The following is a 19,003-nucleotide window of genomic DNA, read 5'->3' on the forward strand; positions in this document are numbered from 1 at the left end:
CTTTCTCATAATATTTCAATTATACAATAACTATGTTCAATACTAAAACTTAATTAAAAAAGACCGCAACTTATTATAAGTCACGATCCCCTTTGCATTCATCTGTTAGATTTTACTTAGCTAATTCAACTTTTCTAACCTCACGTACGACTGTGACTTTAATATGTCCAGGGTATTCAAGGTTATCTTCAATTTCGTTTTTAATATCACGTGAAAGAATTGCGGCTTGATCATCAGAAATTTCTTCTGGTTTGACCATAACTCTAATCTCGTGACCTGCTTGTATTGCATAACAGTGATCAACACCATTGTGTTTATTAGCAATTTCCTCTAGTTTTTCTAGACGGTGAATATAATTCTCCATTGATTCAGATCTAGCTCCCGGTCTAGCGGCTGATATAGCATCAGCTGCTGAAACGATCGTAGCGATCAAGGAGGTTGGTTCCACATCCCCATGATGCGAAGCAATCGTATTAACGACTACTTCTGGTTCTTTATACTTAGTTGCAATGTCCACACCTATTTCTACGTGTGAACCATCAACTTCACGATCAATAGCTTTGCCTATGTCGTGTAATAAACCTGCTCGTTTTGCCATCATAACATCTTCACCCAATTCGGCTGCCATTACGGCGGATAATTTAGCAACCTCAATAGAATGACTTAAAACATTTTGACCATAACTTGTACGATACTGCATGCGACCGATAATCTTGATTAAATCTGGATTGATCGAACTGATACCCAAACTATAAATTGTTTGTTCCCCAATTTCTCTAATGTGATCATCCATTTCTTTTCTAGCTTTATCAACCATTTCTTCGATACGGGCTGGATGGATACGACCATCTTCGATCAACTTCTCCAAAGCCATACGGGCAATCTCACGTCTGATTGGATCATATCCACTCAGTGCCACTGCCTCTGGAGTGTCATCGATGATCAGATCGATTCCAGTCAAAGCCTCGATCGTGCGGATATTTCTACCCTCACGACCAATTATCCGGCCCTTCATATCTTCATTAGGTAATGTAACAGTTGTAACGGTTGATTCAGAAACGGTATCTGCAGCGCTTCTTTGAATAGCAGCAACGATCAAAGCCTTAGCCTCTTTGTCAGCATATTGTCTAGCTTCTTCATTACTGTCGTTGATCATCGTAGCACGTTCGTGTGTTAACTCTTTATTTAAATTCCCTAGAATAATTTCCCTTGCTTGATCACGAGTTAAATTACTTACCCTAGTTAGTTCCGCCTTTTGTTCTTCAAGAGTTGCAGTCAATTGTTTGTCTTTTTCATCAAGCTTGTGTTGACTAGCGGCAATATGATTCTCGTTCTTTTCGATATTTTCCTCACGTTTTTCAAGCGATTGGTCTTTTCTATCCAAAATATCTTGACGCTCAAGAGCGCGATTTTCTTGTTTTTGAACATCCTTACGACGTTCTTTCAAATCGTTCTCTTGCTCTTCACGATAATTATGAATTTCATCTTTTGCCTCAAGCAATGTTTCCTTTTTTAAGGATTTAGCTGCTTTCTTAGCATTTTCAACGATATCATCAGCCGTTTGTTTGGCCTGTGAAAGTTTTTTTTCATAAGAATCTTTACAGAAAGCATATCCAAAAAAGATTCCCACGATTAATGTTATTAGCGCGAAAGAGAAGGTTACGATAGCATGATACATGCCATCACCTCCAAATCGGTAATTATTATTTGTTTGTAAAAGCAATTATTACAGAATTTTTACATACAACGTTTATATTATAGAATAAATATCACCAGTAAACCAAACAAAAAGCAAAAAAGAGACCTATTTGGTCTCTTTTTCTTCTGAAGTATCCAAATCTAGCTCTGTACTAGCTGTTTTAGGTTCTTCAGATTTTTCTTTTTTTGTATCTTTTTCTGTTTTTTTGCTGTCAGTTTCTTTTTTTTCGTCGGATTTTCCGTCCATATTATATGCGTCACGCACTAATTGGCGAATCTCTGCCATCTTATCTGGATTGGCAGCCAAGAATGCCTTCGCGTTCTCGCGACCCTGTCCAATACGTTCTTCATTGTATGAGTACCACGAACCAGCCTTATTGATTATGTCCTTTTCAACGGCCATATCAACTAATTCACCAGTCTGTGAAATACCTTGACCATACATGATATCTACTAGCGCAACCTTAAATGGTGGAGCGACCTTGTTCTTAACGACTTTGATCTTAGTTCTGTTACCGATCACGTCAGAACCATCCTTGATCTGTTCTGCTCGACGAACTTCTAGACGAATAGTTGAGTAAAACTTCAAAGCACGACCACCGGGGGTAGTCTCTGGGTTACCAAACATAATACCGACTTTTTCACGGATCTGATTGATAAACAACGCAATCGTCTTAGTTTTGTTGATCGAGCCAGATAGCTTACGCAATGCTTGTGACATAAGTCTAGCTTGCAATCCAACGTGGGCGTCACCCATGTCACCCTCGATCTCGGCACGTGGTACCAAGGCAGCGACTGAATCGACAACAACGATATCGACGGCACCACTGGAAACTAGGGCATCAGCGATCTCTAGTCCTTGCTCACCAGTATCTGGTTGTGACAACAACAGGTCATCGATATTAACGCCTAGTGCAGTGGCGTAAGCTGGATCCATAGCATTTTCAGCATCGATATAGGCGGCAGTACCACCTTCCTTTTGTACTTCTGCGACTGCATGAAGCGCAACTGTAGTCTTACCAGAACTTTCAGGTCCATAGATCTCCACGATTCTACCACGTGGGAATCCACCAACACCTAAAGCATTATCTAATGCTAAAGAACCACTTGATACAGTAGAAATTTGAGTGTTCAAATCATCACCCATTCGCATTATGGCACCCTTACCAAAATCCTTTTCGATTTTCTTTAAGGCGACGTCTAATGCTTTTTGTCGTTCATCTTTAGCCAAATTGTTTTCCTCCTAATGCATTCATCATTAGTATCTTATTAGTAATTATTCAAAAAAGCAAGAAAAAAGCGAACAAATGTTTGTTTAAAAAAATAATTATTGATGAATTAGTCTTTGTACGAGGACAAATGCCGTAATGACTGACTTCAAACGAACAGCTTGTCTTGAACCTTCAAAATGAAATTCTCTAGCAACGCATGAATCGACTGTCTTGTCGTAGATACCAATAAAGACCGTTCCCACCGGACTACCTTCAAGAGCAGTCGGACCAGCCACACCGGTCAAGCCAACGCCAATATCGGCACCAACTAGCTTAGATGCATTCTCAGCCATAGCTTGAGCGACTATTTGACTGACCACGGTGTATTTCTTGATCACAAACGGATCGATATGTATCAATTGAGACTTAGACTCATCTGAATAAGTTACGAATCCGCCCTCAAATATCTTTGAGGCACCAGGTACATCAGCGATCATCGATTGGAACATCCCCGCCGTAAGACTTTCAGCGGCCGAGATACTCATATTTAATTCTTGAAGTCTTTTAACTGTTTCATCGGGAATTGACTTGAATTCATCAGGGATACCAGACTCAAAATCTGCCGCTTCGATCAATTCACGATATTGAGCAAAACTCTTTTCGTTTTCCATTGTCCTCACTTCTAAATTACGTTTTATTTTTTGAACAAGTCTTTAGATTGGATAAAATAATCTGCTCCAGAGTACAAAGTAAAGAATAAGCAAATGTATAGGAAGATTTCACCGATAGGTATGTGGATCGCTGAGAAGAAAACATTATGCAATAGTAAGAAAATAATGGCAAACATTTGTGTTGTAGTCTTGATCTTACCAGGCATTTGGGCGGCCATGACAGTACCACCTTGCTCTAAAACTAGCATTCTCAGACCTGTGACAGCTAACTCACGACAAACGATGATGGCAATGACCCAAGCTGGAGCCATCTTTAATTCAACTAAGAAAACAAAGGCTGTCATAACTAACATCTTGTCCGCTAGCGGGTCAGCAAACTTACCGAAATTAGTTACGATATGATTAGCACGCGCGATTTTTCCGTCGGCTAAATCAGTTAATGATGCCACAATGAATACGATAGTTGCTAGAACGTGGTTAACAGGGATCAAATCGTTAGCAACATAAATATCCCCCATACCTGACCAACTGAACGCTAGTAAGATGATAAAAACTGGGATCAAGATAATACGGAACATAGTTAATTTATTTGGTAAATTCCATTCCATTTTTAAAATTCCTCCGATTTTTTAACAAAATAAATGAGGCTGGACACAATGTCACAACCTCATTATTTTAACAGGCTGGTACATATTGTTTAAGCCTCTTTATTTTTTCTTAACTAAATTATTCAACATTGAATGTCAATGTTTGAACAATTGAACTGCCATCACTAACACTACTCAAGTCGACTGACTTACCACCAACAGAAACTTCAGTGTTGTTGATATTTCCTGTTTGGATCGAGAATGTCGTGGTATCACTAGTGATCTTAGTTGTCTTCTTGTCACCTGAACTCAAAGCTTGTTGCCAAGTAGTGCTAGAACCTTCTTGGAATTGGATCCATGCTTGACCATTCTTAGCAGTGACAACTACATTAGTCCCACTTGATGGTAGATTCTTAACTGTATAAGTACCAGTTGTACTAGATTCTTTTACAGATAAGTCACTTGAGCTACTCTTTGATTTAGACTTCGTTGCTGCCTTCTTCTTAGTAGTTGGCTTCTTAGTGTCTGAGCTACTCTTTGAAGTTTGTTCTGTGTTGTCCTTTGGAATAGTTACTGATGAAGCACTCTGATTCCTGTGCACCATCCCAAATACTATAACTCCGATGATAACAACTACAATGATCCCGACAATTATTTGTGGAATATAGTTACCTAAATTAGAGAAAAACGAACTAGATTCTTCTTTGATAGATCTAGTATTGTTTTCTTCACTTTGAGTTGGTTCTTTTGGTTGAGAATCAGGGATTTCAGACTTGTATTCTTCTAAAAGATCGTCACTCGAAATTCCTACAGCATCCGAATATTGCTTGATGAATGCTCGTACATAAAAATCGCCGGGAAGATGATCAAATTGTCCTTCTTCGATCGCAATCAAATATCTCTTTTGGATCTTTGTGACTTGTTGTAAGTCATCAATTGTATATCCTTTTTTTATACGTGCATTTCTTAACTTTTGGCCAATTTCGTCCATTATTTACCACCGATTAACTAATTTTTCTAAGTATAACATATATTATTACTGAACTACTAGCGACGTTATAATAACCATCCACCAGCAAAATAAATCGTTTGCCCCGTCAAATAATTGGATTTTATGTTGACTAAATAACTGACTAAATCGGCTATCTCATCCGGATTAGCCAATCTATCTGCCGGGATTTCTTCCTTGATACTTTCTAAATCTTCTGGTGAAAATTCAGCGTTCATTTTGGTGTTGACAGCACCGGGAGCGACTACATTGACTGAGATGCCTAATGACGCCACTTCTTTAGCATATGCGTCAGCAAACGAGCTCATCGCTCCCTTGACAGTGCTGTACACTACCTCCATCGCCGAACCGATTTTACCGTAGATAGAGCCGATGAATACGACTCTCCCATGATGTGTCGAGGCCAATTTATCTTGTAGGGCTTTGAGAATCAAAATCGGCAATTTGATATGGATCTTCCATAACGCATCGATCTCTGATTCTTCAATATCAACTAATAACTTATAGAAGGTATTGCCTTGAGCAAACACAATTGCATCTAATCCAAAAATCTGCTCGGTCAAAGTCTTCACATCGTCTGACTCCATATTGAATTGAACTGGAATGAAATCTTGATCTGGATAACTCTCAGCTAACTCTGATTGTAGAGAAGCAATTCGCTCGCGGTTTTGATTGTAATGAAGGTACAACGACCAGCCTTTGGCGGCTAACGTCTTCGCAGTACTCGTCCCAATGTCACCGGAACTTCCCATAACTAATGCATACATAAGCTACTTCCTATTTTGGCAAAATATTATAGTAGGTACAATTATCGTCCTTAATAAAACGTTTGGCGATTTCTAAAACATCATTGTAACTGATTGAGTCTATTAACGAAACCAATTGTAAATAATCAACATCGTAAAAATACAATTCAGCCATCTGATTAGCAATCGCTTCAGGAGAGTTTTGGGCAAATAAATACGATCCGATCGCATCACGTTTGATTCGTTCAAAACGTTTTTCATCCAAAACTTCATTCAATTTGTTGAATGACAAGTGTTCTCTCAAATATTCTTGAAATTTATCAGGATAATTAGTAGAACCACTTACAATGATAAAGCAATAGTTGTTTTCTGCAACAACATTATAAGAAAAACTATCGTCAATTATGTTCAAATTACTCATTTTTTCATAATTATCCGAAGCCTCACCTATTAGGGTTTCCATGATCATGTTTAATTCGAATTGTAATTTAACTAAATCAGGCATTGATACGTCAGCATTTATCCTGATTCCATAAGCTGAACGTCCCTGACTGATCTCCATAGTTTCATGTCCGCCCTGACCGATTGGCTCAAAAATCTGCTTGGGGATCGGCTTTATTTCTGACAGTTCATGAAAATCAGAATTTTCAACTATATTTTCAATTTTTTCAAAATCAACATCACCAACTATGACCAAGTCCATATTGTCAGAGCGATAATTTTGTTGATAAGTGTCTAACAAATTGCTCTGATTGATACGTTGGAGAGACTCACTCGTCCCAGCGATATCTTGTGCGATGGGATCATTGGGGAACAATTGACCTAAGATTCGTTGCTCCAAGACCCATTCTGGCATATCCAAGTACATCTGAATCTCTTGATCAATGATGCCACGCTCTGAGGCAACATTTTCTTCGGTGAAATGTGGGTTCTGAACTAAATCTAATAAAATTTTTAAATTGTCATATGGATTATCGAGAGTTTGGAATAAGTACGCTGTCTTCGTGTAACTAGTATAGGCATTCGAATTAGCGCCATACTCAGCAAATTTCTCAGAAACATCGTAACTCGGCTTGGCAAATAACTTGTGCTCAATAAAATGAGCGATACCAGCAGGTAATTCACCATTACGAGTATTCACTGAACCGAAGTCGGCCATTGCCAAGCCGTACACTTGGTTGTATCCCGGCAATGGTACAACTTCGATTTCAAATCCATTCTTTAGTTTTTTAGAATATTTTTGTAATTTATCCGCCATTCTACTCTCCTAATCTCCAATAAGTCGATACTGTGCGATGGCACTCATATCTTTTGCGACACTGATGATTTGCTTACGATCGATCTTATCTAATTCTGCCTTGAATTGTTCATCATTCAACAGTGATTTGGAATAAACCGTCTCCCAAATACTACGCATGATATAGTGCTGAATCGAGTCAGAAGAAATCTCACGTCTAGTATCTAGAACTTTTTTAGCATGGGCTACTTGTTCATCAGAAAACTTGTCGTCCTTGATAAAGTTGATCTGTTCGTTGATCAAGTCAATTGCTTGTTCGATCGTCTTGGCATCTAGTCCTGCTTGAATAGTTACTAAGTGATTGATAGGTTGATAAGTACTTGAAACTGAATATGCCAAGCTGTTTTTTTCACGTACTTGTAAAAACAATTGTGATTGATCATCTCCACCAAGAATCAAGTTCATGGCCTGTGCTGACAAGCGGCTGGCATCTTGATCTAGTTTCTTAGTCAGATAGGCTAACGCCAAGCGACTTTGATTCAAGTGTTTGTGTTCTTCCTTTTTAGCGGGAGACTCAACCAACTCATCAAATTTGTCAAATTGAACTTTTAAATCATGACGAGAACTGTTGACACTGTTAGCGAATATACTATTCATAAATATTTTTTCGAATTCGTCTTCATTAACATCACCGACGACATTCACAACAATCGCATCGTTCTTGATAACATCTAGATAATGACTATACAATTCCGCATTCGTCAGAGCTTCCAATCGATCCATATCACCAAAAATCGGCACCTGTCGATCGGGGTTGTTTTGATACAACAGACTAGTCAGACCTAAGATACTGACAAGATCTTGATTATCCTCAACTGAAGCCAAATTAGACATCAGATTGCGTTTTTCAGTATCAAACGCTATCTCATCGAATTCATGTTGACTCTTCAAGTTAGGTTGAAAGACGATCTCACCTAACAAATTCAAGTTTGCTTCCAATTGGTTTGGGTCCCGTATCAAAAATTTGGGATCAGCGAATTCAACGCTGAAGGCCAAGTCATTGAAGTTTAAGAGATTTCGTGTATAAACGTTGATCTCTGAACCATAAAGCTCCATCTCGCGGTCATTCAAGGCCTTAAAAGTTGGATAGTGCTTGGTGGAATTAGACAAGACATTGGCTAGGAGACGGCGAGTAGTCGTTTCATCCTTAGCTAAGGGTCTTAAAAAATCAATTTGAATCTTGATCGTACGAAATTTTTTGATTGGATTAACGTTTAAGACAACATTGTTTGCGATTGTTTTTCTCAATTTTTCACCTGTTTTTCTTTAATTGCATCTAACTGTTCTTGAGTTAATAAAACCTTACGAGGTTTACTTCCTTCAGAAGGACCGACGATCCCCTTCTCTTCCATCTCATCGACCATTCTAGCGGCCCGATTATAACCGATCTGGAAGCGACGCTGGAGCATCGATACACTGGCAGATTGTTGTTGAACGATCATGCCGACAGCATCATCCCAATATTCATCATTAGGTTTCTCATCACTGCCTTTGCCTTCTTCGATGTCAGTTGGAATCATATCTTCGTCATAGTCCGCCTGTTGTTGCTCACTTACGAACTTGACTACATTTTCTACTTCATTTTCGGAGATGAACGCACCTTGTAATCTGACTGGCTTGCTCTTACCGATCGGCTGGAATAACATATCTCCACGTCCTAGAAGTTTCTCCGCACCTACCGAATCCAAGATAGTTCTAGAATCGACTCCACTGGAAACGGCGAACGCCATTCTTGATGGGATATTGGCTTTGATCAACCCTGTTATGACATCTACGGAAGGACGCTGAGTAGCGATGATTATGTGTAATCCCGCTGCACGTGCCATCTGAGCCAATCTGACGATAGCTGCTTCGACTTCATGGCCCGCAACCATCATTAAGTCAGACAATTCATCAACGATAACCACTATAAAAGGCAATCGTTCCATTTTTTTATCTTCATCCGCCGTCTTATTGAATTCATCAACGTCAGCGTTGTACTCGCCGATATTACGATGGTTTGTTTCAGCGAACAATTTATAACGACGTTCCATTTCGGTCACAGCCTTTTGCAAAGCTCCAGCAGCACGTCTTGCATCAGTAACAACGGGAATCAGCAAGTGTGGAATACCGTTATAAACATTCAACTCGACCATCTTCGGATCGATCAAGATGAGCTTGACTTCACTCGGCTTGGCCTTCATCAAAATACCAGTGATTATAGTATTGATGGCGACTGACTTACCACTACCGGTTGAACCGGCGATCAACAAATGCGGCATCTTAGTAATATTGACTTCAATAATATTACCAGAAACATCCTTACCTAGGGGAACAACTAGTGGGTGTGTTTTATCTTTTTGATTCTGAGTGATATCTCTAAACGACACTGTTGAGACAGTCTTGTTAGGGACTTCGATACCAACGAACGATTTACCAGGTATCGGTGCCTCGATACGAATATCTTTGGCGGCTAGTGCCAGTGCTAGATCATCAGCTAGATTAACGATCTTGCTGACTTTGACCCCGACCGCTGGTTGAACTTCATACTTAGTGATTGTTGGTCCCAAACTGGCTTTTTTAACTTCGACGTTAACGCCAAAACTTTTGAAAGTTTGTTTTAACTTGTCCTTGTTATCATCGATCAATTGAACCTCTCCACTCTGATCGACATGTGGAACTTGTTTCAAAAGATCTGCCGGAGGTAATTTGTAATCATCGTCGTCAACATTTCTCGAACTGACCGGATCTGGTAGATCTTTTTTGACAGTATTATCAACTCCATACGGCTTAGACATGATCTGAGCTGAACTACTCTCTGGTTCAGCTTTAACATTTGTCGTTGAAGACATTGGCATGTCGATTTTGAAGTCTGATTCTTCAGTCTTGGGTTCCTCGCCATCTTTGGCGAAGCTATTAACATCCTGAAAGCGATCGTCGTCACGTTTATTCTGAGTGGCCGTCTCTTTTGGTTTATCAGGTTCAGTGGCTTTTTTGGACTTACGTTCATCAATATAATTACTGTAATGTCCTGATAGTGCATTTTTTATAGAAACGAAACCATGCTTAAAGTGTACCAAAATACTCGTCGTAACAACGGCAACTTGCTTCATCGTCACGTTGAACAACATCAATATCCCGACGAAGATCATCAGTGCAGTAATGAAATACGTCCCCCAAGTGGAGAATAATGGCATAAATAAACTATACAAATACGAACCGATCATCCCACCACCAACTGATTTGGCGATAGTAAAGTCTGCCATATCAGCAGATAAAGTATTCCAAGTTATCATATTGTAATTGTGATACAGTTCGATTTTTGAAAACATTATTATATGTAGAATCACTAATGTTCCTAAGTACGTGAACAAGAAACCAAAGTTTCGCTTAGGCGTCATAACGGGTAATCTACCTGTTGCAATCAAAAACGCTCCAGCAAAGATACTGAATATCAGCATGACTGGATAACTATCACCGACAAATATACGATAAATATTAGCGAAAAAATTACCAATGATGCCAAACTTAAACAAGCCTAGGACTGATAATACAATCAGCAGTAGGCCCAAAACAGATCTGATCAGTCTGCTATCATTATTTTTCTTTTTAGTAGTTTTTCTAGTACTTTTCGTAGTGCTTTTCCTTGTTCTTTTTGTAGGCGTTGAACTCGCCCTTGTTTTTACCATACAAACCTCACACAATTCTTGTTAATCATAGAAAATTATACATTTAGAAGTTAGGTAGTACAAACTTCTAGAGACTATTTTTTATAAACAAAAAGCTGAGGTCTAGTTTTGCCCTCAGCATCTTCATTATTTCTTTTTCTTATTTTTTAAATCTTTTGTAGCTTGATTAGGTTCCACTGTACTGTGCGCCATAAAATTTAACGAAACTCCTTGATTGATTGCGACAGAAGTTACTTGATACGTTAGTGTTTCGATATACTCAACGACTGGACGTGAAATTTGTTCGACTTGTTTGGGTTCAAGGTCTTCTTGGCTACCTTGGAATCCGACTAATTGAATGACTTGTCCAATCAATCCCGAAACCTTGAATGGAGCATTTTCTGGGTGGATCTCAAACGGAATAACTACTTGAAAAATCTTACCTTCGGACTCATCTAAAGGTTGTCCCTGTTCATCCTGGAAGTCAGGATGTTCAATTTGAATTTGTAAATCTGATTTAACATCAGCCGCTGGTGATTCAACATCATAGTGAAATGATTGAACCGTGACAGCTCCCTTATGCGTCTTCATAATACATATCCCCTTTATTCTGAGAATCTTGGTACTAATATACCGCTACTCTCTTATTAATCCAGTTTATCATGTTCGTAGTGATGAGATAACTCAAGTCCAGAAAATTTTTGTTGTCTAACTGCTTCATAAATCACCAAAGCAGCACTATTGGATAGATTCAGAGCTCTAATATTATCATTCATTGGAATTCTGAGACATTTATCAGGATTATCGCGCATGAAATCTTCAGGCAATCCCGTAGTTTCTTTACCAAATAGGAAGTAATGATCTTTAGAAGTATCTGAGAAATCTTGATCACTATATACTTTGTCTGAAAACTTAGTAATCAAATACAAATACTTGTCATCAGGTATCGACTTCAAAAAGGCATCTAAATTATCGTGATATGTAATGTCTACCTTATCCCAATAATCTAGTCCCGCACGCTTCATGTGGGCATCGTCGGTACTGAATCCCAGTGGTCTGATTAAGTGCAATTTTGTATTTGTACCTGCGCAAGTACGTGCAATATTACCAGTATTAGCAGGCATAAGTGGTTCATACAAAGCTATATGGTTGGTCATTTTACGTTCTCCTCAAATAATTAAATTAAAAAAACGCATACCCTCGGTGATCGCCACAGCAAGGACATGCGTTAGTCAAGCTTTTACCTTTACGTGCTTTTGTCAAAAATAATCCTGAGAAAAACAAGTAACCGCAAAGTTTATAGATATGATACACCATACAATCTGTAACTACAATAAGAATTTGAATTAATTGTGAATTTTGTCGGAATTATTTGTATCTTCGGGGTTTTTGTCAACTATTTCGCTCTCAACTTCAGCGTCATCGTACCAATGAGAGTTACGCTTGACCCATCTAAAGATTCTCGTTGTAATGATCTTGAGGATCGCGAAGATGGGGATTCCTGCAATCATACCGATCAAGCCGAATAATCCAGCTGATACTAGCAATACTAAAATAGTCGTTACAGGATGCATTGACATTTTATTACCCACGATGATCGGCGAGATAACACGGGTCTCAATCGTCTGTTCAACCGCGAAGACGATCAGGATCTTGATAACCATAGACGGCGAGATGAAAGCACCAATTATAAGAGATGGTATCAAAGCCAATGTCGAACCAACATAAGGTATCAAGTTTAGGATTCCTGCACTGATACCTAAGATCAATGCATAGCGCTGACCGATGATCAAATATCCCACGAAGAACATCACCGCCACCCAAAAGGCAACGGTCAATTGTCCAGTGATATATGAGCTAAGTGATTGGCTCATCTCTGTCAGCATCTCACCAGTTGATTTTTTCATTCTAGTTGGCATGAATGCAACGACAGACTCTTTGAACTTATTCTTGTCCTTGAGCATGAAGAACAAGATAAATGGAGCAGTTAACATAATTATTACAATATTAGTGACCGTACTTACAGCCGAACTAATGCCACTAAAAGTCTGCGGAATTATCTTATTCATAGTCTGCTCAAAGTTCTTAGTGATCTTAGCATTTGAATTAACTAGATTCTCACGGAAAACATGTAATTTCGGATCTTGAAACATATCTTGTAAGCTTTTATTCAAGTAATTCCAATAATTGGGCCAGTTCTTAACTAACGAATCCACTTGGTTCTGGACGAATGGGATCAACGACATGATACCCCATATCAACAATGCCGCGATAATAATAAAAACAAACGTTATCGAAATGACACGATTGACATTAAATTTGTTCTCAAGAACATCGACCAGTGGATTGATCAAATAATACAGGACTAATGCCAAAATGACCGGAGGCATGGTGATCCCAAGTATTTGATTGATCGGATCAAAAACAAAACTGATCTGTGAAAACAAATAAATAACTAGAAAAAATATGAAAACATTCAATAAAACTATCGTTACTTGATTATTTAAAAACCATTTGTAAAACCAAGTCTTTTCTTTTTCCGGAATTTGTTTCATGTGTTCTCCTTACATATACAAAAAATATCTTAGTAAGATTATACTGTATACTATACATTGTTTGGAGGAATTTGTAATGAAAGAAAGAGTTCTCTTTAGTGGCTACACAAAAAAAACTGGTACAGGAGTTTATCAAGCTGAATTGGATTCAGAGACTGGTAAATTATCAACACCAGAAACATTAGTTGAGCTTGATAGCCCAACATACATTGATGTGACTAACGATCTAAAACTAATCGCTTTGGCTAAGAACGGTGACAAGGGTGGCATTGTCACCTACGACATCAGCGACGGTCAAGCTAAGCTGTTAGATGAAGACTTCTCTGAAGATAGTTCACCATCATATGTAAAATTCGATGCAAGTCGCAATTTAGTTTTCAGTGCTTATTTTCATTTGAGCAAAGTCACCATCGATCATCTCAGTGATGCAGGCAAGCTCGAACGTTATTCAGAAATAAGCTTTGAAGGCTCAGGTTCTCGTCCTGAACAAGACCAGTCTAAGCCTCACTACGCTGCACTGACACCTGATGGCAAGCTGATCATCTGCGATTATGGTGCTGATCGAATCTATATCTACGATATCGACGATGCTAAAAATCCTAAATTACTAAATAATTATATTGCTCCAGCAGGCTATGCTCCTAGACATCTAGTATTTCACCCTACTAAGCCGTATGCCTATGTAGCCTGTGAATTATCATCAAAAGTCCTTGTTTTGGAATATGACGAAGAATCATCCCGTCTGACACTAGTTGATGAGATGGACGTCGCCAAGGATGAACAAAAAAATACTACCGCTGCGATCAGGATTACTAAAGACGGAAAATATCTATATGTATCAACACGTGGAGCTAACACCATCGCTACATTCGAAGTCGATCCAGCAGGTGACCGTTTGAAAAAAGTCGATACCGTCAAGACCAAAGGCCATGGACCTCGTGACTTTGAGTTGGATCCTTCCGAAAAATACTTATTGGTCGCTAACCAGGATTCTGACAATTTGAGTATCTTTACACGGAGTTCTAAAAAAGGCAGATTGAATCTTCTTGAAGAAAATATTTCCATTCCTGAGTGTGTATGTGTACACTTTATTTAGTTCCAAATTTATAGGAGAAAATAATAATAATGTTCATTGAAATTATAAAAACCATCATACTAGGTATAATTGAAGGTTTCACCGAGTTCCTACCTATCAGTTCGACCGGACATTTATACTTAGCAGATGAATTCGTTAAGTTAAACGAATCACCAGCTTTCATCCATATGTTTATGGTTGTTATTCAATTCGGTGCCATCCTTGCGGTCATCATGATTTATTTCCACAAGTTGAATCCCTTCTCACCTCAAAAAAATCATCGTGAAAAACGTCTGACTTGGGATATTTGGTTCAAGGTTCTAGTTGCTATCATCCCTTCAGTAGTGATCGGACTACCATTAAATGATTGGATGGATAAGCATTTAACTAGCTGGCAAGTTATTGCCGCCACATTGCTGATCTATGGTATTTTATTCATTTTTGTTGAAAACTACTTCAAGAATAAACGTCCACAGGTCACTGACTTAGACAATCTATCTTACGGTACAGCACTTAAAATCGGACTATTCCAAGTTCTATCATTGATACCTGGTACTTCACGTTCAGGTGCTACGATCCTTGGTGGTATCTCAATTGGTACATCTAGATTTGTTGCTACAGAGTTTTCCTTCTTCTTAGCGATTCCAACTATGTTTGGTGCCAGTCTATTGAAGATCGTAAAATACTTCGCCAATGGTAATGCCTTCTCCACCGACCAAGTGATCATCCTCTTAGTTGGTACATTAGTATCATTTATCGTTGCCTATGTCTCAATCAAGTTCTTATTGAACTACATCAAGAACAATGACTTCAAGGCATTTGGTTGGTATAGAATTATCTTAGCTATCATCGTGATCCTATACTTCGGATTCTTCAAAAATATGATTGCTTAAAAAATCGAAAGAAGTGATTCTCATTTATAAAGAAATCGCCGTAGAAAACTTCACAAATATTCCCCAAGCCGTCTTGGCTGGAGCTAATAGAATTGAACTAAATGATAATCTAGCCGTAGGTGGCACTAGTCCTAGCATCGGTGTCTTACAAGAAGTTACCAAGTATCTCCAAGAAAAATCAATTCCGCTAGTTGAAATGATCCGCCCTCGTGGTGGCAATTTTATCTACAACGACTTGGAATTGAAGATGATGGAAGCTGATTTGTTCCAAGCTCAAAAACTCGGTGTTGACGCTGTAGCATTTGGCGCCTTGACTGAGAGTGGTGAACTAGATGAAGATGCCATGGAGCAATTGATCGCCGCTAGCTCAGGCATGCAAGTAGTCTTCCACATGGCCTTCGATGACATACCAGAGGACAAGCAGCCTGAAACAATCGATTGGTTAGTCGATCATGATGTCGATCGAATTTTGACTCATGGTGGACCACTGGATATCAACATCAACGAAACACTTGCTAATATCCAAAAAAATCTCGAATACGCTGCTGGTAGAATCAACATTCTACCCGGTGGTGGGATCAGCTATGAAAATTGCGATGAGATCGCCTCAAAACTCGGTGTTAAAGAGTTGCATGGTACTCGTTTGATCGATCTAGCTTAATACAAAAAAGTCGACTTTAATTAGTCGACTTTTTTATTTGCGAATTTTCTCTCTGAATTGAATTAGTAAATAACAGATTCATTGTATTCTCAATCAACTCATCGGTGATGTTTTCATCATGCTCAAAATCTTCCTTTAATTCCGTACGCATTTTATCCATGCGTCCGTTTTGGACAACCGAAACATTATTGAGTTTTTTGAAAGCGGCGACTTCACGCACGACGTCGAAACGTTGTGAAATCAAATCAAAAATTTGTCGATCGATACTGTCGATCTTGCTACGCAGCGGAATCAAGTTATCTTGATTCTGATTAAAAGTCAGGATCTCCTGAGCAATCCTCAAGGGTTCCTTATTAGTGGTTTCAATTGTCAAACTCGCTAGTTCCCGATAAAAGACACCTCTGCGTTCCCAGCAATTTTGTAGGTCGATGACTGACATGTTGCGTAACATTGGGCGGACGCTGTCATTGGTCAATCTTGCCAATATATGAGCTAAGTCAGTTTGCAAGTAGACTACTGGTGCTCCGGAATCCCGAATTAGTTGACGATTGGCGGCAGACTCAACTACTCCGCCACCAGTACTGATAATCGCTGACGAATTGATGTGTTTCTTTAAAATACTAGTCTCTACATCACGAAAACTTTCCTCGCCGTTTTGTTCCAAAAAACACTTGGGTGAAAGTCCCACTTCTCGTGTAAATTCGTCATCTAAATCGATCATCGCTTGACCTGATATCTGCGCTAGAGCATGTCCGACGGTGGTCTTGCCGGCACCCATGAATCCGATTAAAATTACGGTTTCAGTCATGTAATTCACCTACTTTCTGACGTACTTTTTTTGATCTACTGATAATACTAATCAATTCTTCACTATCTTTGGTTATTAAATCTTGCCGATATTGTTCTAAGGTACTTATCATCTGATCAATTCCATCCACAACTGAATCACTGTTACTGATCAAAATTTGTGACCACAACTCTGGATTGGATTGAGCAATTCTCGTCGTATCAATGAATCCTCCAGCTACTCGAGCCTGCCAGTCTAGCTGATTGTCTGGTAATTCAGCATCGATCGTATTGACCAGCGCGAACGCTACGACGTGAGGTAAGTCACTGATACTAGTAACTAGTCGATCATGTTCAGGCGCTGAGATAGATTGGAATTTTGCCTGTAATGACTGTAATATACTCTCAACGCGTTCAGTCTTGATGGCATCTCCAACTAAGAAGAACGACTTATCTACAAACATATCTTTGTTTCGGCTACAAATTCCAGTTTGGTCAGTGCCAACCATCGGATGTCCACCTACAAAATTCGACCAGTCTGCTGCTACTCTCATGATGTCTACTTTGGTTGAACCGATATCCATCACAATCGTCTCTGGATCAAGGTCGAGTTGTTTTAATGAGATAATCTCTGTTTTGATCATCGCGATCGGTCCTGCCAAAATTATCAAATCAGCCTGGAGGATGGCCGGAGAACTTAGCGTTATCGTCTCATCTACCACTTGTTCACGTTTCGCTATTTCACAAGTTTTAGGGTCATTATCGATACCTAACACTTTATTATTAGATTCATGCAACTTTTGAGCGATTGAAGCTCCCATCGCGCCTAATCCGTCTACGATTATTGTCTTCATTATTTGATCAACCCTTCCAGCTGTGAGAAAAATGTCGGATAAGAGATATTAACCGACTCTTCATCGTCAATGATGACCTTTCCAGCTGTGATCAATCGTGCTATTGCCAGCATCATCGTAATGCGGTGATCTCCGTGACCTGACACATGAGTCTCGTTTGCTACTAGTTGGGTCGGACCATCGATGATAAATCCATCGTCAGTCGCTTGAATCTTGGCACCTAGTTTTTGTAATTCTGTCGTTACATTCGCAATCCTATCAGTCTCTTTGACTTTCAATTCCGCTGCATCGTGAATGACCGTTCGTCCATCAGCCTGTGTGGCGGCTAAGGCTATGACTGGCAATTCATCAATGCAAGTGGGGATGATTGGACCACCGATGTCAGTAGCCTGCAAGCGACCAGAATGTGGCAGTATGTCGCCAATGACTTCTCCATCAGTCGAAGTCTGTTCAAGATCGATGTCGGCATCCATCTCTCTCAGAATAGTAAGAATACCCGATCTAGTAGGATTGATACCGACGTTTTTGATCATAAGCTCACTGTCTTCGACTAATAAGCCTGCAACGATCCAAAATGCCGCCGAAGAAATATCTCCCGGAACTAAGACATCGTTAGCCGTCAAATGTTGATTAGCTGGCACGGTTATTCTTGGTCCATCGACTTCCACATCGACTCCAAATTGTGGCAACATCACTTCAGTATGATTACGTGTTTGAAATTCATCAACGACTGTCATTTCGGAGCCATTGGCAAGGCCTGCTAACAAGACTGCACTCTTAACTTGGGCTGAACCTACGGACAGTCTAAAATCAAACTTGTCTTTAATAGCACCGTGACCGATCACCAATGGCAACTTGCCCTCATTGCTGGTGATATCAGCCCCAATCTCATTCAGTGGTTTGATAACTCGATTCATCGGACGTTGAGAGAGACTGTCATCACCGACGATGGTCGCAGTTAAGTTAGCTCCGGCAATCATCCCTGTCAATAATCTAGTCGAAGTACCAGAATTTCCCATGTCCAAGACATGCTGTGGATCATGCAGTCCTGCTATGCCACGACCAATAACTGATGTAACATCATCTTCTTGATGGATCTCAACACCCAAGTCGGTCAAAACCTGTCGTGTAGTGTTGACGTCGGCGGAGTTCAATAGATTAGTTATCTTAGTCACACCTTCTGCCATGGCTCCAAACATCAAAGCACGATGAGAGATACTCTTGTCGCCGGGAACTGAAACGATTCCGCGTAGTGATATTGTATTATTCATTCTTCATCTTTCCTCTCTATCAAAAACTCTCCGACAAAACCG

18 protein-coding genes are annotated in these 19,003 nt (G+C 39.5%); 3 read left to right on the forward strand and 15 right to left on the reverse strand.

What is annotated here, in order from left to right; all coding sequences use genetic code 11:
* Nucleotides 1-112: 112 nt before the first annotated feature.
* The 12 genes from rny to AC27FM_RS11515 all read right to left on the reverse strand — a co-directional run bounded on the left by rny (nucleotide 113) and on the right by AC27FM_RS11515 (nucleotide 13,421).
* Entirely contained in the window at nucleotides 113-1,678 is a 1,566-nt protein-coding gene (gene rny / locus AC27FM_RS11460; protein WP_487088441.1) for a ribonuclease Y, read from the reverse strand.
* A gap of 126 nt (nucleotides 1,679-1,804) precedes the next feature.
* Nucleotides 1,805-2,929, reverse strand: a complete 1,125-nt coding sequence (gene recA / locus AC27FM_RS11465) for a recombinase RecA (RefSeq protein ID WP_487088443.1) — start codon at nucleotides 2,927-2,929, stop codon at nucleotides 1,805-1,807.
* Nucleotides 2,930-3,025: 96 nt separating this feature from the next.
* Nucleotides 3,026-3,580 carry a nicotinamide-nucleotide amidohydrolase family protein gene (locus tag AC27FM_RS11470; RefSeq protein ID WP_487088445.1) on the reverse strand — a complete coding sequence of 185 codons (555 nt, stop codon included), beginning with the start codon at nucleotides 3,578-3,580 and terminating at the stop codon, nucleotides 3,026-3,028.
* 23 nt (nucleotides 3,581-3,603) lie between these two features.
* Nucleotides 3,604-4,188, reverse strand: a complete 585-nt coding sequence (gene pgsA, locus AC27FM_RS11475) for a CDP-diacylglycerol--glycerol-3-phosphate 3-phosphatidyltransferase (RefSeq protein WP_487088446.1) — start codon at nucleotides 4,186-4,188, stop codon at nucleotides 3,604-3,606.
* A 118-nt stretch (nucleotides 4,189-4,306) separates the two neighbouring features.
* Entirely contained in the window at nucleotides 4,307-5,158 is an 852-nt protein-coding gene (locus tag AC27FM_RS11480; protein ID WP_487088447.1) for a helix-turn-helix domain-containing protein, read from the reverse strand.
* A 65-nt stretch (nucleotides 5,159-5,223) separates the two neighbouring features.
* Nucleotides 5,224-5,943, reverse strand: coding sequence for an elongation factor P 5-aminopentanone reductase (gene ymfI / locus AC27FM_RS11485; RefSeq protein ID WP_487088449.1), 720 nt, complete (start codon nucleotides 5,941-5,943; stop codon nucleotides 5,224-5,226).
* 10 nt (nucleotides 5,944-5,953) lie between these two features.
* Nucleotides 5,954-7,180 carry an EF-P 5-aminopentanol modification-associated protein YfmH gene (gene yfmH, locus AC27FM_RS11490; RefSeq protein WP_487088451.1) on the reverse strand — a complete coding sequence of 409 codons (1,227 nt, stop codon included), beginning with the start codon at nucleotides 7,178-7,180 and terminating at the stop codon, nucleotides 5,954-5,956.
* Between the two features lie 9 nt (nucleotides 7,181-7,189).
* Nucleotides 7,190-8,467: an EF-P 5-aminopentanol modification-associated protein YfmF gene (gene yfmF / locus AC27FM_RS11495; protein WP_487088453.1), complete on the reverse strand. Its 1,278-nt coding sequence runs from the start codon at nucleotides 8,465-8,467 to the stop codon at nucleotides 7,190-7,192.
* The gene (locus tag AC27FM_RS11500; RefSeq protein WP_487088455.1) at nucleotides 8,464-10,887 is read right to left on the reverse strand and encodes a DNA translocase FtsK; all 2,424 of its coding nucleotides are present in this window, start codon (nucleotides 10,885-10,887) and stop codon (nucleotides 8,464-8,466) included. The genes yfmF and AC27FM_RS11500 overlap by 4 nt, the downstream gene beginning before the upstream one ends.
* A 126-nt stretch (nucleotides 10,888-11,013) precedes the next feature.
* Nucleotides 11,014-11,457: a DUF1149 family protein gene (locus AC27FM_RS11505; protein ID WP_487088457.1), complete on the reverse strand. Its 444-nt coding sequence runs from the start codon at nucleotides 11,455-11,457 to the stop codon at nucleotides 11,014-11,016.
* 56 nt (nucleotides 11,458-11,513) lie between these two features.
* Nucleotides 11,514-12,023, reverse strand: a complete 510-nt coding sequence (trmL, locus tag AC27FM_RS11510; RefSeq protein WP_487088459.1) for a tRNA (uridine(34)/cytosine(34)/5-carboxymethylaminomethyluridine(34)-2'-O)-methyltransferase TrmL — start codon at nucleotides 12,021-12,023, stop codon at nucleotides 11,514-11,516.
* A 189-nt stretch (nucleotides 12,024-12,212) separates the two neighbouring features.
* Nucleotides 12,213-13,421 (reverse strand): AI-2E family transporter, encoded by a 1,209-nt coding sequence (locus AC27FM_RS11515; protein ID WP_487088461.1) that lies wholly within the window; start codon nucleotides 13,419-13,421, stop codon nucleotides 12,213-12,215.
* A gap of 76 nt (nucleotides 13,422-13,497) precedes the next feature.
* On the opposite strand from AC27FM_RS11515, the gene AC27FM_RS11520 reads away from it, so the two are divergent.
* From AC27FM_RS11520 to AC27FM_RS11530, 3 genes are read left to right on the forward strand one after another with little or no spacing between them, the layout of a single operon-like run.
* The gene (locus AC27FM_RS11520; RefSeq protein WP_487088462.1) at nucleotides 13,498-14,517 is read left to right on the forward strand and encodes a lactonase family protein; all 1,020 of its coding nucleotides are present in this window, start codon (nucleotides 13,498-13,500) and stop codon (nucleotides 14,515-14,517) included.
* A 29-nt stretch (nucleotides 14,518-14,546) separates the two neighbouring features.
* Nucleotides 14,547-15,389 (forward strand): undecaprenyl-diphosphate phosphatase, encoded by an 843-nt coding sequence (locus AC27FM_RS11525; protein WP_487088464.1) that lies wholly within the window; start codon nucleotides 14,547-14,549, stop codon nucleotides 15,387-15,389.
* A gap of 22 nt (nucleotides 15,390-15,411) precedes the next feature.
* Nucleotides 15,412-16,050, forward strand: a complete 639-nt coding sequence (locus AC27FM_RS11530) for a copper homeostasis protein CutC (protein WP_487088560.1) — start codon at nucleotides 15,412-15,414, stop codon at nucleotides 16,048-16,050.
* A gap of 16 nt (nucleotides 16,051-16,066) precedes the next feature.
* Here the strand turns inward: AC27FM_RS11530 and AC27FM_RS11535 are convergent, their stop codons facing one another.
* The 3 genes from AC27FM_RS11535 to aroA are packed head-to-tail and all read right to left on the reverse strand — an operon-like array spanning nucleotide 16,067 to nucleotide 18,961.
* Nucleotides 16,067-16,858 carry a shikimate kinase gene (locus AC27FM_RS11535; protein ID WP_487088466.1) on the reverse strand — a complete coding sequence of 264 codons (792 nt, stop codon included), beginning with the start codon at nucleotides 16,856-16,858 and terminating at the stop codon, nucleotides 16,067-16,069.
* Complete coding sequence (locus AC27FM_RS11540; protein ID WP_487088468.1) at nucleotides 16,851-17,690, reverse strand: prephenate dehydrogenase; 840 nt, start codon at nucleotides 17,688-17,690, stop codon at nucleotides 16,851-16,853. The genes AC27FM_RS11535 and AC27FM_RS11540 overlap by 8 nt, the downstream gene beginning before the upstream one ends.
* Nucleotides 17,690-18,961 carry a 3-phosphoshikimate 1-carboxyvinyltransferase gene (gene aroA, locus AC27FM_RS11545; RefSeq protein WP_487088469.1) on the reverse strand — a complete coding sequence of 424 codons (1,272 nt, stop codon included), beginning with the start codon at nucleotides 18,959-18,961 and terminating at the stop codon, nucleotides 17,690-17,692. The genes AC27FM_RS11540 and aroA overlap by 1 nt, the downstream gene beginning before the upstream one ends.
* Nucleotides 18,962-19,003: the final 42 nt, after the last annotated feature.

It is taken from the genome of Companilactobacillus sp. y65-5, assembly GCF_057541095.1.